The organism is Aquabacter sediminis (assembly GCF_028863665.1).
Taxonomy (GTDB): Bacteria; Pseudomonadota; Alphaproteobacteria; order Rhizobiales; family Xanthobacteraceae; genus L1I39.
The window spans coordinates 12,795-26,793 of the sequence record NZ_JARBFX010000001.1 but is presented as its reverse complement, the minus strand read 5'-3'; the positions used below and the strand labels follow the sequence as shown (position 1 = coordinate 26,793).

Here is a 13,999-nt window from a genome sequence, read left to right as displayed (position 1 = left end):
AGGCTTTCATCCAGGACGCGCGGCAAACGACCGGCGCAACGGAGCGCCTTCCTAGAGCCTCCCGGCGGCGAGGTGAAGCCCGACAGGATGGCGATCCGCCCGGAACGGGATCAGACCAGCGTGACCTTGCCGGTGCCCAGCTCATAGATGCCGGTGGCAAGCTTCACCTTGCCCGACGCGATGGCGCCCCCGATGAGGGCACTCTTGCCGGCCACCTCCTTCGCCGAGAGGCGGGCATTGGCGACGATCGCGGCCTCCAGCAAGTCCGGCCCCTGGTCCCTGGCCTGCGCCACGGCGGGAAGGATGTTCTGGATAAGGCCCGGCAAATGGCCGGGAAACTGCGCCTGCTGCGTGGCCGACTTCACCGCCGCAGCAACCGCCCCGCAACCGGTATGGCCGAGCACCAGGACCAAGGGCACGCCCAGATAGGCCACGGCATATTCGAGGCTGGCCAGGCCATCGCCATCCACCACATTGCCGGCGAGGCGCACCACGAACAGCTCGCCGGGCTCCTGGTCGAAGCAAAGTTCGGGAGAGACACGGGAATCCGAACAGCCCAGCACGGCGGCGATGGGATACTGCCCCTTCGCCAGCATCTGCCGCCGGGCGGAGAAGTCCCGGTGCTCCGTGGTGTCAGCCACATAGCGGGCATTGCCGGCCATCAGGCGGTCCAGAGCCTCGTAGCCGGGAATGGCGTTGGGAGCCTTCTGGCCGGGCGGCAGGTCATCCGCCGCCAGGACCGGGCGCACCAGGCAGGCACCGGCCAGGGCCGCCGCCCCGAACACCAGGCCGCGCCGCGACATTCCACTCGCGCAATGAACGCACATGTTTCGCCCCCTGCCCGGCCATCGCCAAGGTCAGGACGCACTCTAGCGCAAAACGGGAAGACCGGCCGGACGCCTCAGAAAATGGCGACGGCGCCCTGCCAGATCGCCCAGCTCATGGCGGCGGTGATCAAGAGGCCCAGCACCGTGGCAAAGAAGCCGGCGAGAATCACGCCGCCATCCCGCTCCACAAGGCCAAGGCCGAAGACGCAGACCGCAAATCCGGGCGGCAGATTGCCGAGGAAGGGGATGGGCAGGAGAAGAATGAAGCCCAGCAGCACCACCGTGGCGCCCACGAGGCGCCGGGCCAGCGGGCCGGCGAAGGTCTCCATGCGCGGCCGCGACCAGCGCTCGAACCACATGATGTAGGGCCGCGAGCGGGTGACGATGGCCTCCAGCATGGAGCGCGAGAAGGTCTGCCGTGAGATGCGCTCGGGCAGCCACAATTCCTGGCGGCCCATGGCCATCTGCAGGCCGATCAGCCCCAGAACGATGCCACAGATGACGGGAATGCCGGGCGGCATGGGGATGCAGTTGGGGATGCCGAACAGCAGGAAGATGATGCCGAAGGCCCTGTTGCGCAGTGCATTCACCAGGTCGCCAATCGCCACCTTCTCCCCCTCCTGGGAGGCCAGGACGGCGGCGAGCAGTTCAGAAGTCCGCGGCGTACGGTGATCCACAGGTGCCTCGATGAGATGGAGGCACACTCATAGCACCGAGAAAGCGGCGGTGTCAGGGCGGGGGGCGAAAGATCCCCACACACCCTGACCTAACGTCATGAAAGATGGTCAATTGAGGAGGTAAAGCCCACCCACCGCCCGCAGCTCCGCCGGCTTGATGAGCTCGCAATGGGCCACCTTCACCGAATGCAGCGGGCCCTCCAGCTCGCGGCGCCAGAAGGCCAGGAACTTGTTGAGCTCCGGGAATTTCGGTGAGAGGTCGTAATCCTGCCAGATATAGGACTGAAGAAACGCGGGATGATCCGGCAGGTGGTAGAGGATCTCGGCCGTCACCAGGCCATAGCCGGAAATCTGCTTCACGAAGTCGCCGCAAGCCATGTTCGACACCTCCATGCACGCCACTGGCCCCACCGGCTTTTCAATCCGACGCGGTGGGAACGGATCCATTGTCGGCTGACAATCTTGCGCGAGCCAGACCAAAAAATGGTTTAAGCGTGCAAAAACAAGGCGTTAGCAGCGGTTATAGGAGACTGCTGACAATGTTCGCCCCAAGGTCCGATCCGCTGCCCGCGGGCAGTCCGGAAACGGGGGAACAGCGCCGCTAGCACTCTGACCCCATGAGTGCCAAAAAATGTCGGTGCCCCTCTTGCACCCGCCTCCCACCCTCCTTAGATGGCGCCCAGGCTGCGACCGAACCTCGGCGTGGCCGGAATGAAGTCAAAGCCAATTGGAGGTTCCCCGATGGGTTTCCGTCCTCTGCACGACCGCGTGGTCGTGAAGCGCATCGAAGCTGAGCAGAAGACTGCCGGCGGCATCATCATCCCCGACACCGCCAAGGAAAAGCCCCAGGAGGGCGAGGTGGTGGCCGTGGGTCCGGGCGTGCGCAACGAGAAGGGCGAGCTGGTCGCGCTCGACGTGAAGGCTGGCGACCGCGTCCTGTTCGGCAAGTGGTCCGGCACCGAGGTCAAGATCGACGGCCAGGACCTGCTCATCATGAAGGAAAGCGACATCCTCGGCGTCGTCGAGGCCTCCGCTTCCGCCAAGAAGGCGGCGTGAGCCGCTTTTTCACCCTTTCCATCGTCCCAAGCTGAAGGAGCAGGCACATGGCTGCCAAGGACGTGAAATTTTCCGGCGATGCCCGTGAGAAGCTGCTGCGCGGCGTCGACATCCTCGCCAATGCGGTGAAGGTCACGCTCGGTCCCAAGGGCCGCAACGTGGTGATCGAGAAGTCGTTCGGCGCCCCGCGCATCACCAAGGACGGCGTATCGGTCGCCAAGGAGATCGAGCTCGAGGACAAGTTCGAGAATCTCGGCGCCCAGCTGGTCCGCGAAGTCGCTTCCAAGACCAATGACCTGGCCGGCGACGGCACCACCACCGCCACCGTGCTCGCCCAGGCGATCGTCAAGGAAGGCGCCAAGGCGGTTGCCGCCGGCATGAACCCGATGGACCTGAAGCGCGGCATCGACCTCGCGGTTGAGGCCATCGTCAAGGACCTGGCCGCCAAGTCCAAGAAGGTGACCTCCAACGAGGAGATCGCCCAGGTCGGCACCATCTCCGCCAACGGCGATTCCGAGGTGGGCAAGTTCCTCGCAGAGGCCATGCAGAAGGTCGGCAACGAGGGTGTCATCACCGTCGAGGAAGCCAAGACCGCCGTCACCGAGCTCGACGTCGTCGAGGGCATGCAGTTCGACCGCGGCTACCTCTCCCCCTACTTCGTGACCAACGCCGAGAAGATGCGCGTTGAGTTCGAGGACCCCTACATCCTCATCCACGAGAAGAAGCTCGGCGCCCTCCAGGAGCTGCTGCCCGTTCTCGAGGCCGTGGTGCAGTCCGGCAAGGCGCTGGTCATCATCGCCGAGGACGTGGAAGGCGAGGCTCTGGCCACCCTCGTGGTCAACAAGCTGCGCGGCGGCCTGAAGGTCGCGGCCGTGAAGGCTCCCGGCTTCGGCGACCGCCGCAAGGCCATGCTGCAGGACATCGCGATCCTGACCGGCGGCCAGGCCATCTCCGAGGACCTCGGCATCAAGCTCGAGAACGTGAACCTCACCATGCTCGGCCGCGCCCGCAAGGTCGTGATCGAGAAGGAGAACACCACGATCGTCGACGGTGCCGGCGAGAAGTCCGACATCGAGGCCCGCGTCGCCCAGATCAAGGCCCAGATCGAAGAGACCACCTCCGACTACGACCGTGAGAAGCTCCAGGAGCGTCTCGCCAAGCTCGCTGGCGGCGTCGCGGTGATCCGCGTCGGCGGCGCGACCGAGGTCGAGGTCAAGGAGAAGAAGGACCGCGTGGACGACGCCCTGCATGCCACCCGCGCTGCGGTGGAAGAAGGCGTGCTGCCCGGCGGCGGCGTGGCCCTGCTGCGCTCCATCAAGGCGCTGGAAGGCCTCACCGGCACCAACTCGGACCAGAAGACCGGCATCGAGATCGTTCGCCGCGCCATCCAGTCCCCCGCCCGCCAGATCGCCAGCAATGCCGGCGATGACGGCTCGGTGGTGGTCGGCAAGATCCTCGAGAATGCCGACTATGCCTTCGGCTATGATGCCCAGTCCGGCACGTATGTGGACATGGTGAAGGCCGGCATCATCGACCCCACCAAGGTCGTGCGCACCGCGCTCCAGGATGCGGCCTCCATCGCGGCCCTGATCGTGACCACCGAAGCCCTCGTCGCCGACCTGCCCAAGAAGGGCGGCGCGGCGGCCCCCGCCATGCCCGGCGGCGGCATGGGCGGCATGGATTTCTGAGGAAATCCAAGCCGACCGAGGCTTTGAGTGCCCAGCCGGCAGCGCCGGCTGGGTGGCGGCATGGATTTCTGAGGAAATCCAAGCCGACCGAGGCTTTGAGTGCCCAGCCGGCAGCTCCGGCTGGGTGGCGGCATGGATTTCTGAGGAAATCCAAGCCGACCGAGGCTTTGAGTGCCCAGCCGGCAGAGCCGGCTGGGTCATTCCAGGGTCTGAATTCGGAAAGGGCGTCGCGCGAGCGGCGCCCTTTTCATTTGGGGGCACCACAAACGAAAACGGCGGCCCGAAAGCCGCCGCCACATGCGTGAAGACAGAGCCGCTCAGCCCTGGTCAGGCACCGCCGTGCGGCGGGTCTTCAGATAAGGCGGGCGGGGGATGGAGGAATGGGCCGCCCGCAGGGCCGCCGACCAGCGCTCGCGCAGATCGTGGAAATAGGGCTCGCCCGGCTCGATGCGGTAGCGCAGCTCGGCTTCCAGGGCGTCGGGGCACAGAACCAGCACGTCGATGGGCAGGCCCACGCCGAGATTCGAGCGCATGGTTGAGTCCATGGAGATGAGGCTGGATTTCAGCGCGTCGGCAATGTCCATGTCATAGGTCACGGCGCGGTCGAGCACCGGCTTGCCGTATTTATGCTCGCCGATCTGTAGGAAAGGCGTGTCGGTGGTGCACTCAATGAAATTGCCCGCCGAGTAGACCATGAACAGCCGCAGCGGACCGCCGGCGATCTGTCCGCCCAGCAGGAAGGACACATCGAAGCTCACATTGCTCTGTTCGAGCGCCCCGCCGTCCAGCGAATGCACCTGGCGGATGGCCCGGCCCACCAATTGGGCGGCCTGGAACATGGTGCGCGAGTCGCGCAGCATCTGCCGCTCGCCGGCCTCGTGGTCCTCCACCCCTTCATGGAGCAGACTCACCACCGACTGGGAGACGGACAGGTTCCCGGCGGAAGCCAGCGCCATCACATAATGGCCCGGCTCCTCGAAGACGTGGAGCTTGCGGAAGGTGGAGATGTTGTCGAGGCCCGCATTGGTGCGCGTGTCCGCCACCATGACCAGGCCTTCCCGAACCAGAACCCCGCAACAATATGTCATTGCCTTCCCTCGCCTCGACGGACTTATAGCCAGCCCTTGCGGCCGGCCGCAATCCGCGAGACCCCGCGAGAGGAATATGATTTTCGTGTCCGGCGCAGTGTCGCCTCCCGGCAACGCTTCCGCTGGCCTGGACCTCAGTCGCCCTCCTGGAGCTCCCCGCGCCGGAAGGGTCCGAGTTCGGCCAGATCCGCCCCCGCCTCCTCCACATAGGCCCGTTCGCGCTCCAGATACTGCGCCACGCCCCGCCGCAAGGCGGGATCGGCGATGTAATGGGCCGAATAGGTGGGGGTCGGCAGATAGCCGCGCGCCAGCTTGTGCTCGCCCTGCGCGCCCGCTTCCACCACGGCAAGGCGGTGGGCGATGGCATAGTCGACGGCCTGGTGGTAGCAGACCTCGAAATGGAGGAAGGGATGGTCCTCCACCGCGCCCCAATAGCGCCCATAAAGGGTGCTGGCGCCGATGAGGTTGAGCGCGCCGGCAATGTAACGCCCCTCGCGCTTTGCCATCACCAGCAGCACCTGGTCGGCCATGCGCTCCCCCAGCAGCGAAAAGAACGGCCGGTTCAGATAGGGCCGGCCCCATTTGCGCGCGCCGGTGTCCATGTAGAAGGCGAAGAAGGCATCCCAGGCGGCTTCCGTGATGGCTGTCCCCGTCAGCCATTCGATGGTGATGCCGGAGGCGAGCGCCTCTCGCCGCTCCCGCCGCAGCGCCTTGCGCTTGCGGGACGCCAGCTCGCCCAGGAAATCCTCGTACGAGCCGTAATCCTTGTTGGTCCAGTGGAATTGCTGGTCCATGCGCTGGAGGAAGCCAAGGCGCGCCAGATGCTCCCACTCCCCCTTGGTGGCGAAGGTCACATGGGCGGAGGAGGCGCGGTGCTGGCGGGTGAGTTCCACAAGGCCGGCGGCGAGCAAGGTGCCCGCCTCCGCTTCGTCCGCAGTGGCGCGCACCAGCAGGCGCCGGCCGGTAACGGGCGTGAAGGGAACGGCGACCTGGAGCTTGGGATAATAGCGCCCGCCGGCCTGCTCATAGGCTTCCGCCCAGCCCTGGTCGAAGACATATTCGCCGCGCGAATGGGACTTCAGATAGGCCGGCGCCACCGCCCGCACCCCTTCGGCGCCGTCCAGCACCAGATGCTGGGGCGCCCAGCCGGTGCGGGGGGCGGCGCTGCCCGATTCCTCCAGGGCCTGAAGGAAGGCATGGGACACGAAAGGCTCAGGGCGCGCCGCGCCGCCGGCTGCGCAGGCGTCCCAGGCTTCGGGCGTGATCTCGGAGAGCGAGGAGAGAATGCGCAAGCGGGTCTCGGACATGGTGCCCCATCATATGCGTGCGGTGCAGCGATGGGGAACGGGTCGCCCGCTCACTTCTTCGGATAGGGCTTCAGGATCAGGATCTCCAGATCGTTCTCCGGCCAGAAATCCTTGGCCTTCACCTGGAACGTGGTCGGGCCGATCTTCTTGACCCCCGTGCCGCAGAAGCTGAGGATGTTTTCAGGCGCGCCCTTGTCGATGGTGAGCGTGAAGTCGGTGATGGGGCCCTGCCAGTTGCCGCCGGTCTTCAGAACATAGCCGATGAAGGCTTCCGAATAAGCCAGCCGGTCCTGCTTCTGCGCTTCGCGCGTTGCCTTCTGAAGGCTCGCCATCAGCGCCGGCTCGACGCAATACTTGTCCCGCTGGGCCTTGATGAGGTTTACGAAACCCGGCTCTCCCTTCATCTCTGAGCCCAGAATGGTGCCCACCGCCATGCCCACGCTCGGCGTGTAGCGGTGCTCCACCTTCAGGTCCTTCTTTGCCGGGAAGGTCTGCATCCAATAAAAGGTGGTGCGCAGCGTCCAGAGCGGGGTGAGGTGGCGTTCCATGCCCTTGCCCGCGTCATATTCCTCCACCCGCACCAGGCCGCGCTCCAGCAAGGTCTGCTGCTTGTCGGTCGGCAGGGCATCGAGCACCGCGAAGGTCTCGCGCTGACGCGGATTGAGCGGCACATTCAAGTCGGTGAGAACTTTCGTCTGGTCGAGGCCAAACGATATGACCCTCTGTTCCACCTTGGTCTCAACCGGCTTGCCGTCCACCTTGGTGACAAAGTCGAGAAAATTGGGAGAAGCAGGATTGGGCATCGCCACATCCTGCTCCACCAGAATGATGTCCGGCATGGGGAAGGCCACGAGCACGGTCGTGTCCTTCTCGGCGGTGGAATGGAACAGATAGGAGACGCGCACCTCCTTCTCGGAGATGAACAAATCCTCCGAGCGCATCTCCACATTCTCGTTCCGCACGAAGATGAGGCCGCCAGCCTCGAGCGCCGCGGTGGTGTCGTTGGCGCGGGCGCCGCCGGAGAGGGCGAGCAGGCCGACAGCAAGACAGGAGGACAGGACGGCGCGGCGCATGGTGGTCTCGCATCGTAGGGAGCCGCACGGGGCGCCCGGGCGGTGGTCCGACATCCGGGACTGTTCTACCATCGGGGATCGGGCCGGTCCCAGTCCAGCCCGCTCCCGTTCAGGGCCTAAAGCCCTCGAAGATCATCTGGTCCGCATGCCTGGCGGCCACCTTGCGCTCGGCCTCAGTGCGCACCGTCCAGGCCAGCACCGGCACGGAAAACGCCCGCGCCACGCGCGCCGGCAAAGACGGCAGGTCGCCAACCCGATAGGCCACGAACTGGAAGCGCGAGGCGCGCCAGTGAAGCAGGTTCGCGTGCGCGAGGCGCTCCTTCAATGAGGAGGCCGCGCCCTCCCCGGTCAGCGGCGCGCGCTGGGCGACGATGCCGCGCGGCACGCCCGGGGCGAATTCCGCCAGCGCCGCCACCACCTTCGGGTCGAACGACATGAGCGCACAGGCGCCCCGATAGGTGGAGGCCAGCCGCGCCGCCCGCCGGGCCAGGCGCAGATCGCCGGAAAAGTCGCTCTTGACCTCGATCAGCACGGGCGTGCGCCCGTTCACCCGGCCGAGCAGCTCCGGCAAGGACATCATCCGGTCGGAGGTGTCCTTGAGCGGAATGCGGCGCAGGGCATTGCTGTTGAAATTGGCCAGCGCCCCATCCGCAACGGTCAGCCGGTCGAGGGTGGCGTCATGGAAGACCATGGCCTCCGAATCGCGGCTGAGCTGGACATCCACCTCCACCGCGTAATCGGCATCGATGGCGGCCTCGATGGCCGAGGCCGTGTTCTCGATAAGACCCGCCGAACGGTCATGCAGCCCGCGATGGGCCACCGGGCGGCGGGTCAGAAAGCTCAGGTCGACCATGGGGACGCCTTCGGCTGGGGTCAGGCCACTTCGATGATGGCTTCCACCTCGACCGCCGCATCGAACGGCAGCGCGGCGATGCCCACCGCCGAGCGGGCATGGCGGCCCTTGTCACCGAGCACTTCCACGAACAGGTCGGAGCAGCCGTTCATGACCTTGGGCTGGTCGGCAAAATCGGGGACGGAATTCACGAAGCCCACCAGCTTCACCACCCGCACCACCTTGTCGAGGTCGCCGATGGCGGCCTTCACCTGGGCGAGGATGTTGATGCCGCACAGGCGCGCGGCCGCGCGGCCGGTCTCGATCTCCACGCCGCCACCGAGCTTGCCGGTCATCAGCTTGCCGGCGGAATCGATGGAAAGCTGGCCCGACACCATGAGCAGGTTGCCGGTGCGCACGACCGGGACGTAATTGGCCAGCGGAGCCACCGGGGTGGGAAGGGTGATCCCGAGTTCAGCCAGCTTCTGCTCAATGGTTTGCGACATTCTCGCCTCCAGCCACACCTGGGCGTAGGATACGCCCTCAAATTGCCGCCCTCTCTTGGCCGAAGGGCGGAGGCCGCGCAAGCGGCCACGTCACATCGCCAGGTGCCCTCCGGTGGGAACCGTCGGAGGACGCCCGTGGGTATGCCGCGCAAGCGGCAAGATTGGGGCTGGACGGCGCACCTTCGCGCGCGCCGCGCCCCGCAGAAGGACGGTCGGCATGACGCTTTTCGCCCGCTTGACCCCAGCCGGCGCCTGCACGGCGGCGGTGATCGCGCTTGTCTGCGCCACGGCGGCACAGGCCGGTTCCCTGCTGCCCCATCGGGTGGGATACGCCCTCTCCCTCGATGCCTCCCGCTCCTCCCAGCAATTGGAGAGCGCCAACGGCCGGCTCGACTATGAGATCAAGGGCAATGCCTGCGAGGGCTACAGCGTCAATATGCGCCAATCCAACGTCCTGGAGCCGGGCGAAGGGGCTGCGGTGCGCTCCGACATGGCCTCCACCACCTGGGAGGACGGCAAGGGCGAGGCCTATCGCTTCAAGACCGTCAACCGGGTCGGCAACGAGGTGAAGTCGGACGTGGACGGCATCGTCAACCGCACCGCCACCGGCGCCACCGTCCAGTTGACCAAGCCCAAGGCCGAGACGGTGGAGCTGAAGGGCGACATCCTCATGCCCACCGAGCATGTGGAAAAGGTGATCGCCGCCGCGCAGGCGGGCGAGTCCCTCTATGAGGCGCGCGTGTTTGACGGGTCGGAGGACGGCCAGCGGGTCTTCTCCACCCTTGCGGTCATCGGCCGGCCGGCCAAGGACGCCAAGGGCCTGCCCCAGGCGGCGGATGCGGCCCTCGCGGGCGTGACCTATTACCCCGTCACCATCTCCTATTTCGACGAGGACAGCGCCGATTCGACACCCGAATACACCATGACGATCACCCTCTACGACAATGGGGTGATCGGGCGGGTGTCCATCGACTATGGCGACTTCGTCCTGCGCGGCGTGATGTCCTCCTTCGAGGCGCTTCCCGCGGCTGCGCCCTGCACGAAATAGGCAGGCCATGCGCTATCTCCACCTGACCATCCGGGGACGCGTCCAGGGGGTGGGCTATCGGGCCTGGTGCGCCCGGGAGGCGCAGGAGCGGGGCTTGTCCGGCTGGGTGCGCAACCGCGCCAGCGGCGCGGTGGAGGCGGTGCTCGCCGGGCCGGAGGCGGCGGTGACGGCCATGGCAGATGCCTGCCGCTCCGGCCCGCCGGGCGCCCGTGTGGACGACCTGCTGGTGCACGAGGCGTCCGAGGCCGCGCTGGCGGCCGGCGGCGGGGCGGGGCGGTTCGTGGTCCTGCCCACGCTGTAGCATCGCGCCTCGGGGAATACGCACTGTAGCAACGATGTTACGCTCCCCGCCCGAATGCACGCGGCGGGAGCACGAGGCATGGCCTGCTGCCACCTGCGCGTTTATAGCTGGCTGGTGTCGACAGCCTGCGGAGTGCCCTGTGCCACCGAGCGCATCGGCGGAGACGGGTTCGCTCCGCTTCCAACTTCCCCCCGGCGGCTATGCCCATCGGGAAGTCCCCCCTCCGGCGCCCTGGTGGGCGGAGCCCTGGGGCGTGGCGCTGGTGCTGGTGCTGTGGGGCCTTGCCCATGCGGCCATCGCCGTCTTCATGGAGACCGCGATCAATGTGGATGACGCGGTCGAGAGCTATCTCGTCCAGTCGCTCGAATTTTCCTATGTGCCGCGCAATCCCCCGGTGTTCGACTGGCTGCTCTATGCCATCCAGCGGGTGACGGGGCCGGGCCTGCTGTCCTTCGCCATCCTGCGCTACGCGCTGCTGGTGGGGACCGCGCTCCTGGTCTACCGGGTGGCGCGGCGGGCCATCTTTGATCCGCGCCTGCAGGCGCTGGCGGTCTATTCGCTCTCGCTGCTGTGGGTGGTGGGCTATCACAGCCACCGCATCCTGACCCATTCCAACATCATGATCCTGGCCATAGCCGGCACCATGCTCACGGTGGCGGCGCTGGCGCAGGAAAAGCGCACCAGCCTCTATGCGGCCCTGGGCGTCTGGATCGCGGTCGGCATTCTCGGCAAGTTCGGCTATTTCGCCTTCTTCGCCGCGCTGGTCATCTCCTGCCTGCTGGAGCAGAGCTATCGCCGGGTGATCCTCGACTGGCGCATGCTCTTGTCCCTGCTGGTCGCGGCGGTGCCGCTCGCCGTCTATGCGGGCTTCCTCATCGTCCTCAAGCAGGACGTTGTGGCGGCGACCGCCGACGTGGTGGCCGCCAATGCCAAGCCCGACTGGGTCAAGGTGATGGACACCTTCGCTGGCGCCTGGATCGGCTATCTCCTGCCCTTCCTGGCGGTGGCGTGCCTCGTCTTCCTCCCTTTCAACCGGGGGGAAGGCGCGCGCATTCCGACCCCCGAGCAGCGGGCGCTGCGGCATGTGCTGCGCTCCATGTTCCTCATCGGCACCATTGGCACGGCCATCGCGGTGATGGCCGCCGGTTCGGTGAGCATCCGCGACCGCTACTTCCACGTCTTCTTCCTGTTCTCCACCGTCTACGTCTTCGCCGAAGCCGAGCGGCTGGGGGGATGGCAGGACCGTGTGAAGATCTACCTGACCATCCTGTTCCTGGTGGCCATCGGCGTCATGGGCGCGCGCGCGGCGGTCACACTCTGGCCGGACCCGCGCCTGTGCGGGCGCTGCGTGGCGGCTGAGCCCCTGGGGAAGATTCGCCCCGTGGTGCTCGCCCAGTTGGGAGATCGGCCCACTTTGGTGGCCGCCGACCGCCTTTCCGCGGGGCGATTGCGGGCCGCCGTGCCGGAGGCCCGCGTGGTGATCGTCAACGAGCCCGGCTATCGCCCCCCGCCCCGCGCGGCCACCGGCTGCGGCCAGGTGACCGGCGTGGTGAACGGGTCGGGTGCCCTCGCCCCGCCTCGCATGGAAGGCACCGCCATCGATGTGTGGGCCAAATGGTGGTCGCCGCTCATGAAGCCGCGCCGCGAGAGCTTCTGGCAGATCACGCCACTGAAGGCCGACGATCCGCTGTGCCGCTGACGGCGCGCCTTCGCGCGCCTTCCCCGGATCTCGCTGACCTCAGGCCAGTGACAGCGTGAGCGGCACGCCGGGCGCCAGGCGCTCCAGCCGGTCGCCGAGGCCCAGCGCCGTGAAGGCCCGGGCCAGATCGTCCTCGGTCTCGGTGAAATGCGCCCAGCCTTCATTGTGCACGGCGATGATGCGCGCGCGGGGAAAGGCATGGGCCGCCTCGATGGCATCGTTCGTGTCCATGGTCAGGTGGAATGAGCCGCGCGTCTTGGCCGAGCCGGTGAACAGCACCACCACCTTGGGATCGAAACGCCGGGCTACTTCGGCGACGCCTTCGTACCAGACCGTATCACCGCTCACATAAACCGCATCGCCTTCCCGCTCCCGGCCAAGGGCAAAGCCCACCACGTCGCCGGCCAAGGGCTCGATGCCCACGGGGCCGTGGCGCGCCGGCGTGGCGGTGACGATCACAGGCCGTCCCCCGGAGGAGGGCACCTGATGGCTTTGCCAGGGGGCAAGTCCGATGGCACGGCCTGCGGGTAACCCCAGCCGGCCTTCCGCCACCTGCGTGGTGAGGGTCAGCGGCACGCGGTCGAGCAGGGCGCGGCCGGACAGGTCCAGGTTGTCCTTGTGCTGGTCGTGGCTCAGCAGCACCGCATCGACCACCCCGAGCGCATCGGCCGAAAGTGCCGGGCTGGTCCGCTTTTCAAGGGTGACGGCGCCCGCATAGGCCTGCGGCGCGTCGAAGGTGGGGTCGGTGAGGAAACGCAGGCCCGCCAGTTCCACCAGGACCGTGGGACCGCCAATGAGGGTGAAGGTGATGTCATCTGCCATGAAGGCCTCCCGCGTGGATCTGAGAAGCGGGATAGGCCCTGGCGGCCTGAGCGGGAATTCGCCAAGTTCTCACAATGACTGATCGAAATCGCACAAGCCTGGACTGGGACGACCTGCGCTACTTCATGGCGCTCTCCCGCCACGGCTCGCTTTCCGCCGCCGCCCGCAGCCTCGGCGTGAACCATGCCACCGTGGCCCGCCGCATCGCGGCGCTGGAGGCGCAGATCGAAGCACCGCTGTTCGAGCGCATGCCCGAGGGCTATGCCCTCACCGCCGCCGGCCGCAATACGCTGGCGGCCGCCGCCGCCATGGAACGGGCCGCCTCCGGCATCGGGGCGAACGCCCCTGCCCCCGATGGCGGCCGGCTCGGCCGGGTGCGGGTGACGGCGACCCCGAGCCTCGCGGAAGGCTTCCTGCTGGAACGCCTGACCGGCCTCCTCGCCGCCCATCCCGGCCTCGACCTTGATCTCATTGCCGACCGGCGCGCCATCAGCCTCGCCCGACGGGAAGCCGACATTGCCCTGCGCCTCGCCCGCCCGCAGGATGGCGACTTGCTGGCCCGGCGGCTCACCGGCCTGTCCTTCGGATTCTATGCGACGGCTTCCTGGCTGGAACGGCTCGCGTCGGGGGAAGCGCCCTGCTTCATCACATTCGACGACGGTGGCGCCCATCTGCCCGAGGCGCTGTGGCTGGCCCGGCGCTTTCCCGGCGCGCGGGCGGTGTTCCGCTCCAACAGCCAGGCCGCCCAGGCGCTCGCCGCCTGCTCAGGCTGCGGCATCGCCCTGCTGCCCCATTTCATCGGCACCGGGGAGCCGGGCCTCATTCCCGTGGACCTCAAGGCGCCCCCGCCCTCGCGCGAGCTGTGGCTTCTGCGCCGGCCGGAGGAGGAGCCGGCGGTGGAGCTGGTCACGCAATTCCTGGCGGACCTGTTCCGCCGCGAAAGGCGGCGGTTCGAGGGCTCGGTCTTCGCCGTCCCGGACGAGGGCTGAGCCCTTCAAACGCAAATGGCCGGGCAGGAGCCCGGCCATCGCTCATTCAACCTGGATGCCGATGAGCCGGAGGGCTCAGCGGGGCA

15 protein-coding genes are annotated in these 13,999 nt (G+C 67.2%); 6 read left to right on the top strand and 9 right to left on the bottom strand.

Annotated features, from left to right (window positions below):
* Positions 1 to 110 precede the first annotated feature (110 nt).
* The 3 genes from PV781_RS00125 to PV781_RS00115 all read right to left on the bottom strand — a co-directional run bounded on the left by PV781_RS00125 (position 111) and on the right by PV781_RS00115 (position 1,882).
* On the bottom strand, positions 111 to 803 hold the full coding sequence (locus PV781_RS00125; protein ID WP_274773626.1) for a carbonic anhydrase: 693 nt from the start codon (positions 801 to 803) through the stop codon (positions 111 to 113).
* Between the two features lie 98 nt (positions 804 to 901).
* Positions 902 to 1,504 (bottom strand): exopolysaccharide biosynthesis protein, encoded by a 603-nt coding sequence (locus tag PV781_RS00120; RefSeq protein WP_274773625.1) that lies wholly within the window; start codon positions 1,502 to 1,504, stop codon positions 902 to 904.
* A 108-nt stretch (positions 1,505 to 1,612) separates the two neighbouring features.
* The gene (locus tag PV781_RS00115; RefSeq protein ID WP_274773624.1) at positions 1,613 to 1,882 is read right to left on the bottom strand and encodes an usg protein; all 270 of its coding nucleotides are present in this window, start codon (positions 1,880 to 1,882) and stop codon (positions 1,613 to 1,615) included.
* A 363-nt stretch (positions 1,883 to 2,245) separates the two neighbouring features.
* Here PV781_RS00115 and groES point away from each other — a divergent pair, with 363 nt between their 5' ends.
* Together groES and groL are read left to right on the top strand one after the other, a co-directional pair.
* The gene (gene groES, locus PV781_RS00110; RefSeq protein ID WP_209100143.1) at positions 2,246 to 2,560 is read left to right on the top strand and encodes a co-chaperone GroES; all 315 of its coding nucleotides are present in this window, start codon (positions 2,246 to 2,248) and stop codon (positions 2,558 to 2,560) included.
* 47 nt (positions 2,561 to 2,607) lie between these two features.
* Positions 2,608 to 4,248, top strand: a complete 1,641-nt coding sequence (groL, locus tag PV781_RS00105) for a chaperonin GroEL (protein ID WP_274773623.1) — start codon at positions 2,608 to 2,610, stop codon at positions 4,246 to 4,248.
* 317 nt (positions 4,249 to 4,565) lie between these two features.
* Here the strand turns inward: groL and PV781_RS00100 are convergent, their stop codons facing one another.
* From PV781_RS00100 to PV781_RS00080, 5 genes are all read right to left on the bottom strand, one after another.
* Positions 4,566 to 5,336, bottom strand: a complete 771-nt coding sequence (locus tag PV781_RS00100) for a proteasome-type protease (protein ID WP_209100139.1) — start codon at positions 5,334 to 5,336, stop codon at positions 4,566 to 4,568.
* A gap of 134 nt (positions 5,337 to 5,470) precedes the next feature.
* Entirely contained in the window at positions 5,471 to 6,643 is a 1,173-nt protein-coding gene (locus PV781_RS00095) for a GNAT family N-acetyltransferase (protein WP_274773622.1), read from the bottom strand.
* 50 nt (positions 6,644 to 6,693) lie between these two features.
* Positions 6,694 to 7,716, bottom strand: a complete 1,023-nt coding sequence (locus PV781_RS00090) for a DUF4424 domain-containing protein (RefSeq protein ID WP_274773621.1) — start codon at positions 7,714 to 7,716, stop codon at positions 6,694 to 6,696.
* 109 nt (positions 7,717 to 7,825) lie between these two features.
* Positions 7,826 to 8,569 carry a glycerophosphodiester phosphodiesterase family protein gene (locus PV781_RS00085; protein WP_274773620.1) on the bottom strand — a complete coding sequence of 248 codons (744 nt, stop codon included), beginning with the start codon at positions 8,567 to 8,569 and terminating at the stop codon, positions 7,826 to 7,828.
* 20 nt (positions 8,570 to 8,589) lie between these two features.
* Positions 8,590 to 9,054, bottom strand: coding sequence for a RidA family protein (locus tag PV781_RS00080; RefSeq protein WP_274773619.1), 465 nt, complete (start codon positions 9,052 to 9,054; stop codon positions 8,590 to 8,592).
* Positions 9,055 to 9,271: 217 nt separating this feature from the next.
* Between PV781_RS00080 and PV781_RS00075 the strand changes: the two genes are divergently transcribed.
* The 3 genes from PV781_RS00075 (at position 9,272) to PV781_RS00065 (ending at position 12,102) form a co-directional block, all read left to right on the top strand.
* Positions 9,272 to 10,102 carry a cell envelope integrity EipB family protein gene (locus PV781_RS00075; protein ID WP_274773618.1) on the top strand — a complete coding sequence of 277 codons (831 nt, stop codon included), beginning with the start codon at positions 9,272 to 9,274 and terminating at the stop codon, positions 10,100 to 10,102.
* A gap of 7 nt (positions 10,103 to 10,109) precedes the next feature.
* Positions 10,110 to 10,403 carry an acylphosphatase gene (locus tag PV781_RS00070; protein WP_274773617.1) on the top strand — a complete coding sequence of 98 codons (294 nt, stop codon included), beginning with the start codon at positions 10,110 to 10,112 and terminating at the stop codon, positions 10,401 to 10,403.
* 139 nt (positions 10,404 to 10,542) lie between these two features.
* The gene (locus tag PV781_RS00065; RefSeq protein ID WP_274773616.1) at positions 10,543 to 12,102 is read left to right on the top strand and encodes an ArnT family glycosyltransferase; all 1,560 of its coding nucleotides are present in this window, start codon (positions 10,543 to 10,545) and stop codon (positions 12,100 to 12,102) included.
* A 39-nt stretch (positions 12,103 to 12,141) separates the two neighbouring features.
* Here the strand turns inward: PV781_RS00065 and PV781_RS00060 are convergent, their stop codons facing one another.
* Positions 12,142 to 12,924 (bottom strand): MBL fold metallo-hydrolase, encoded by a 783-nt coding sequence (locus tag PV781_RS00060; RefSeq protein ID WP_274773615.1) that lies wholly within the window; start codon positions 12,922 to 12,924, stop codon positions 12,142 to 12,144.
* Positions 12,925 to 12,998: 74 nt separating this feature from the next.
* Between PV781_RS00060 and PV781_RS00055 the strand changes: the two genes are divergently transcribed.
* The gene (locus tag PV781_RS00055; protein ID WP_274773614.1) at positions 12,999 to 13,913 is read left to right on the top strand and encodes a LysR family transcriptional regulator; all 915 of its coding nucleotides are present in this window, start codon (positions 12,999 to 13,001) and stop codon (positions 13,911 to 13,913) included.
* Positions 13,914 to 13,999: the final 86 nt, after the last annotated feature.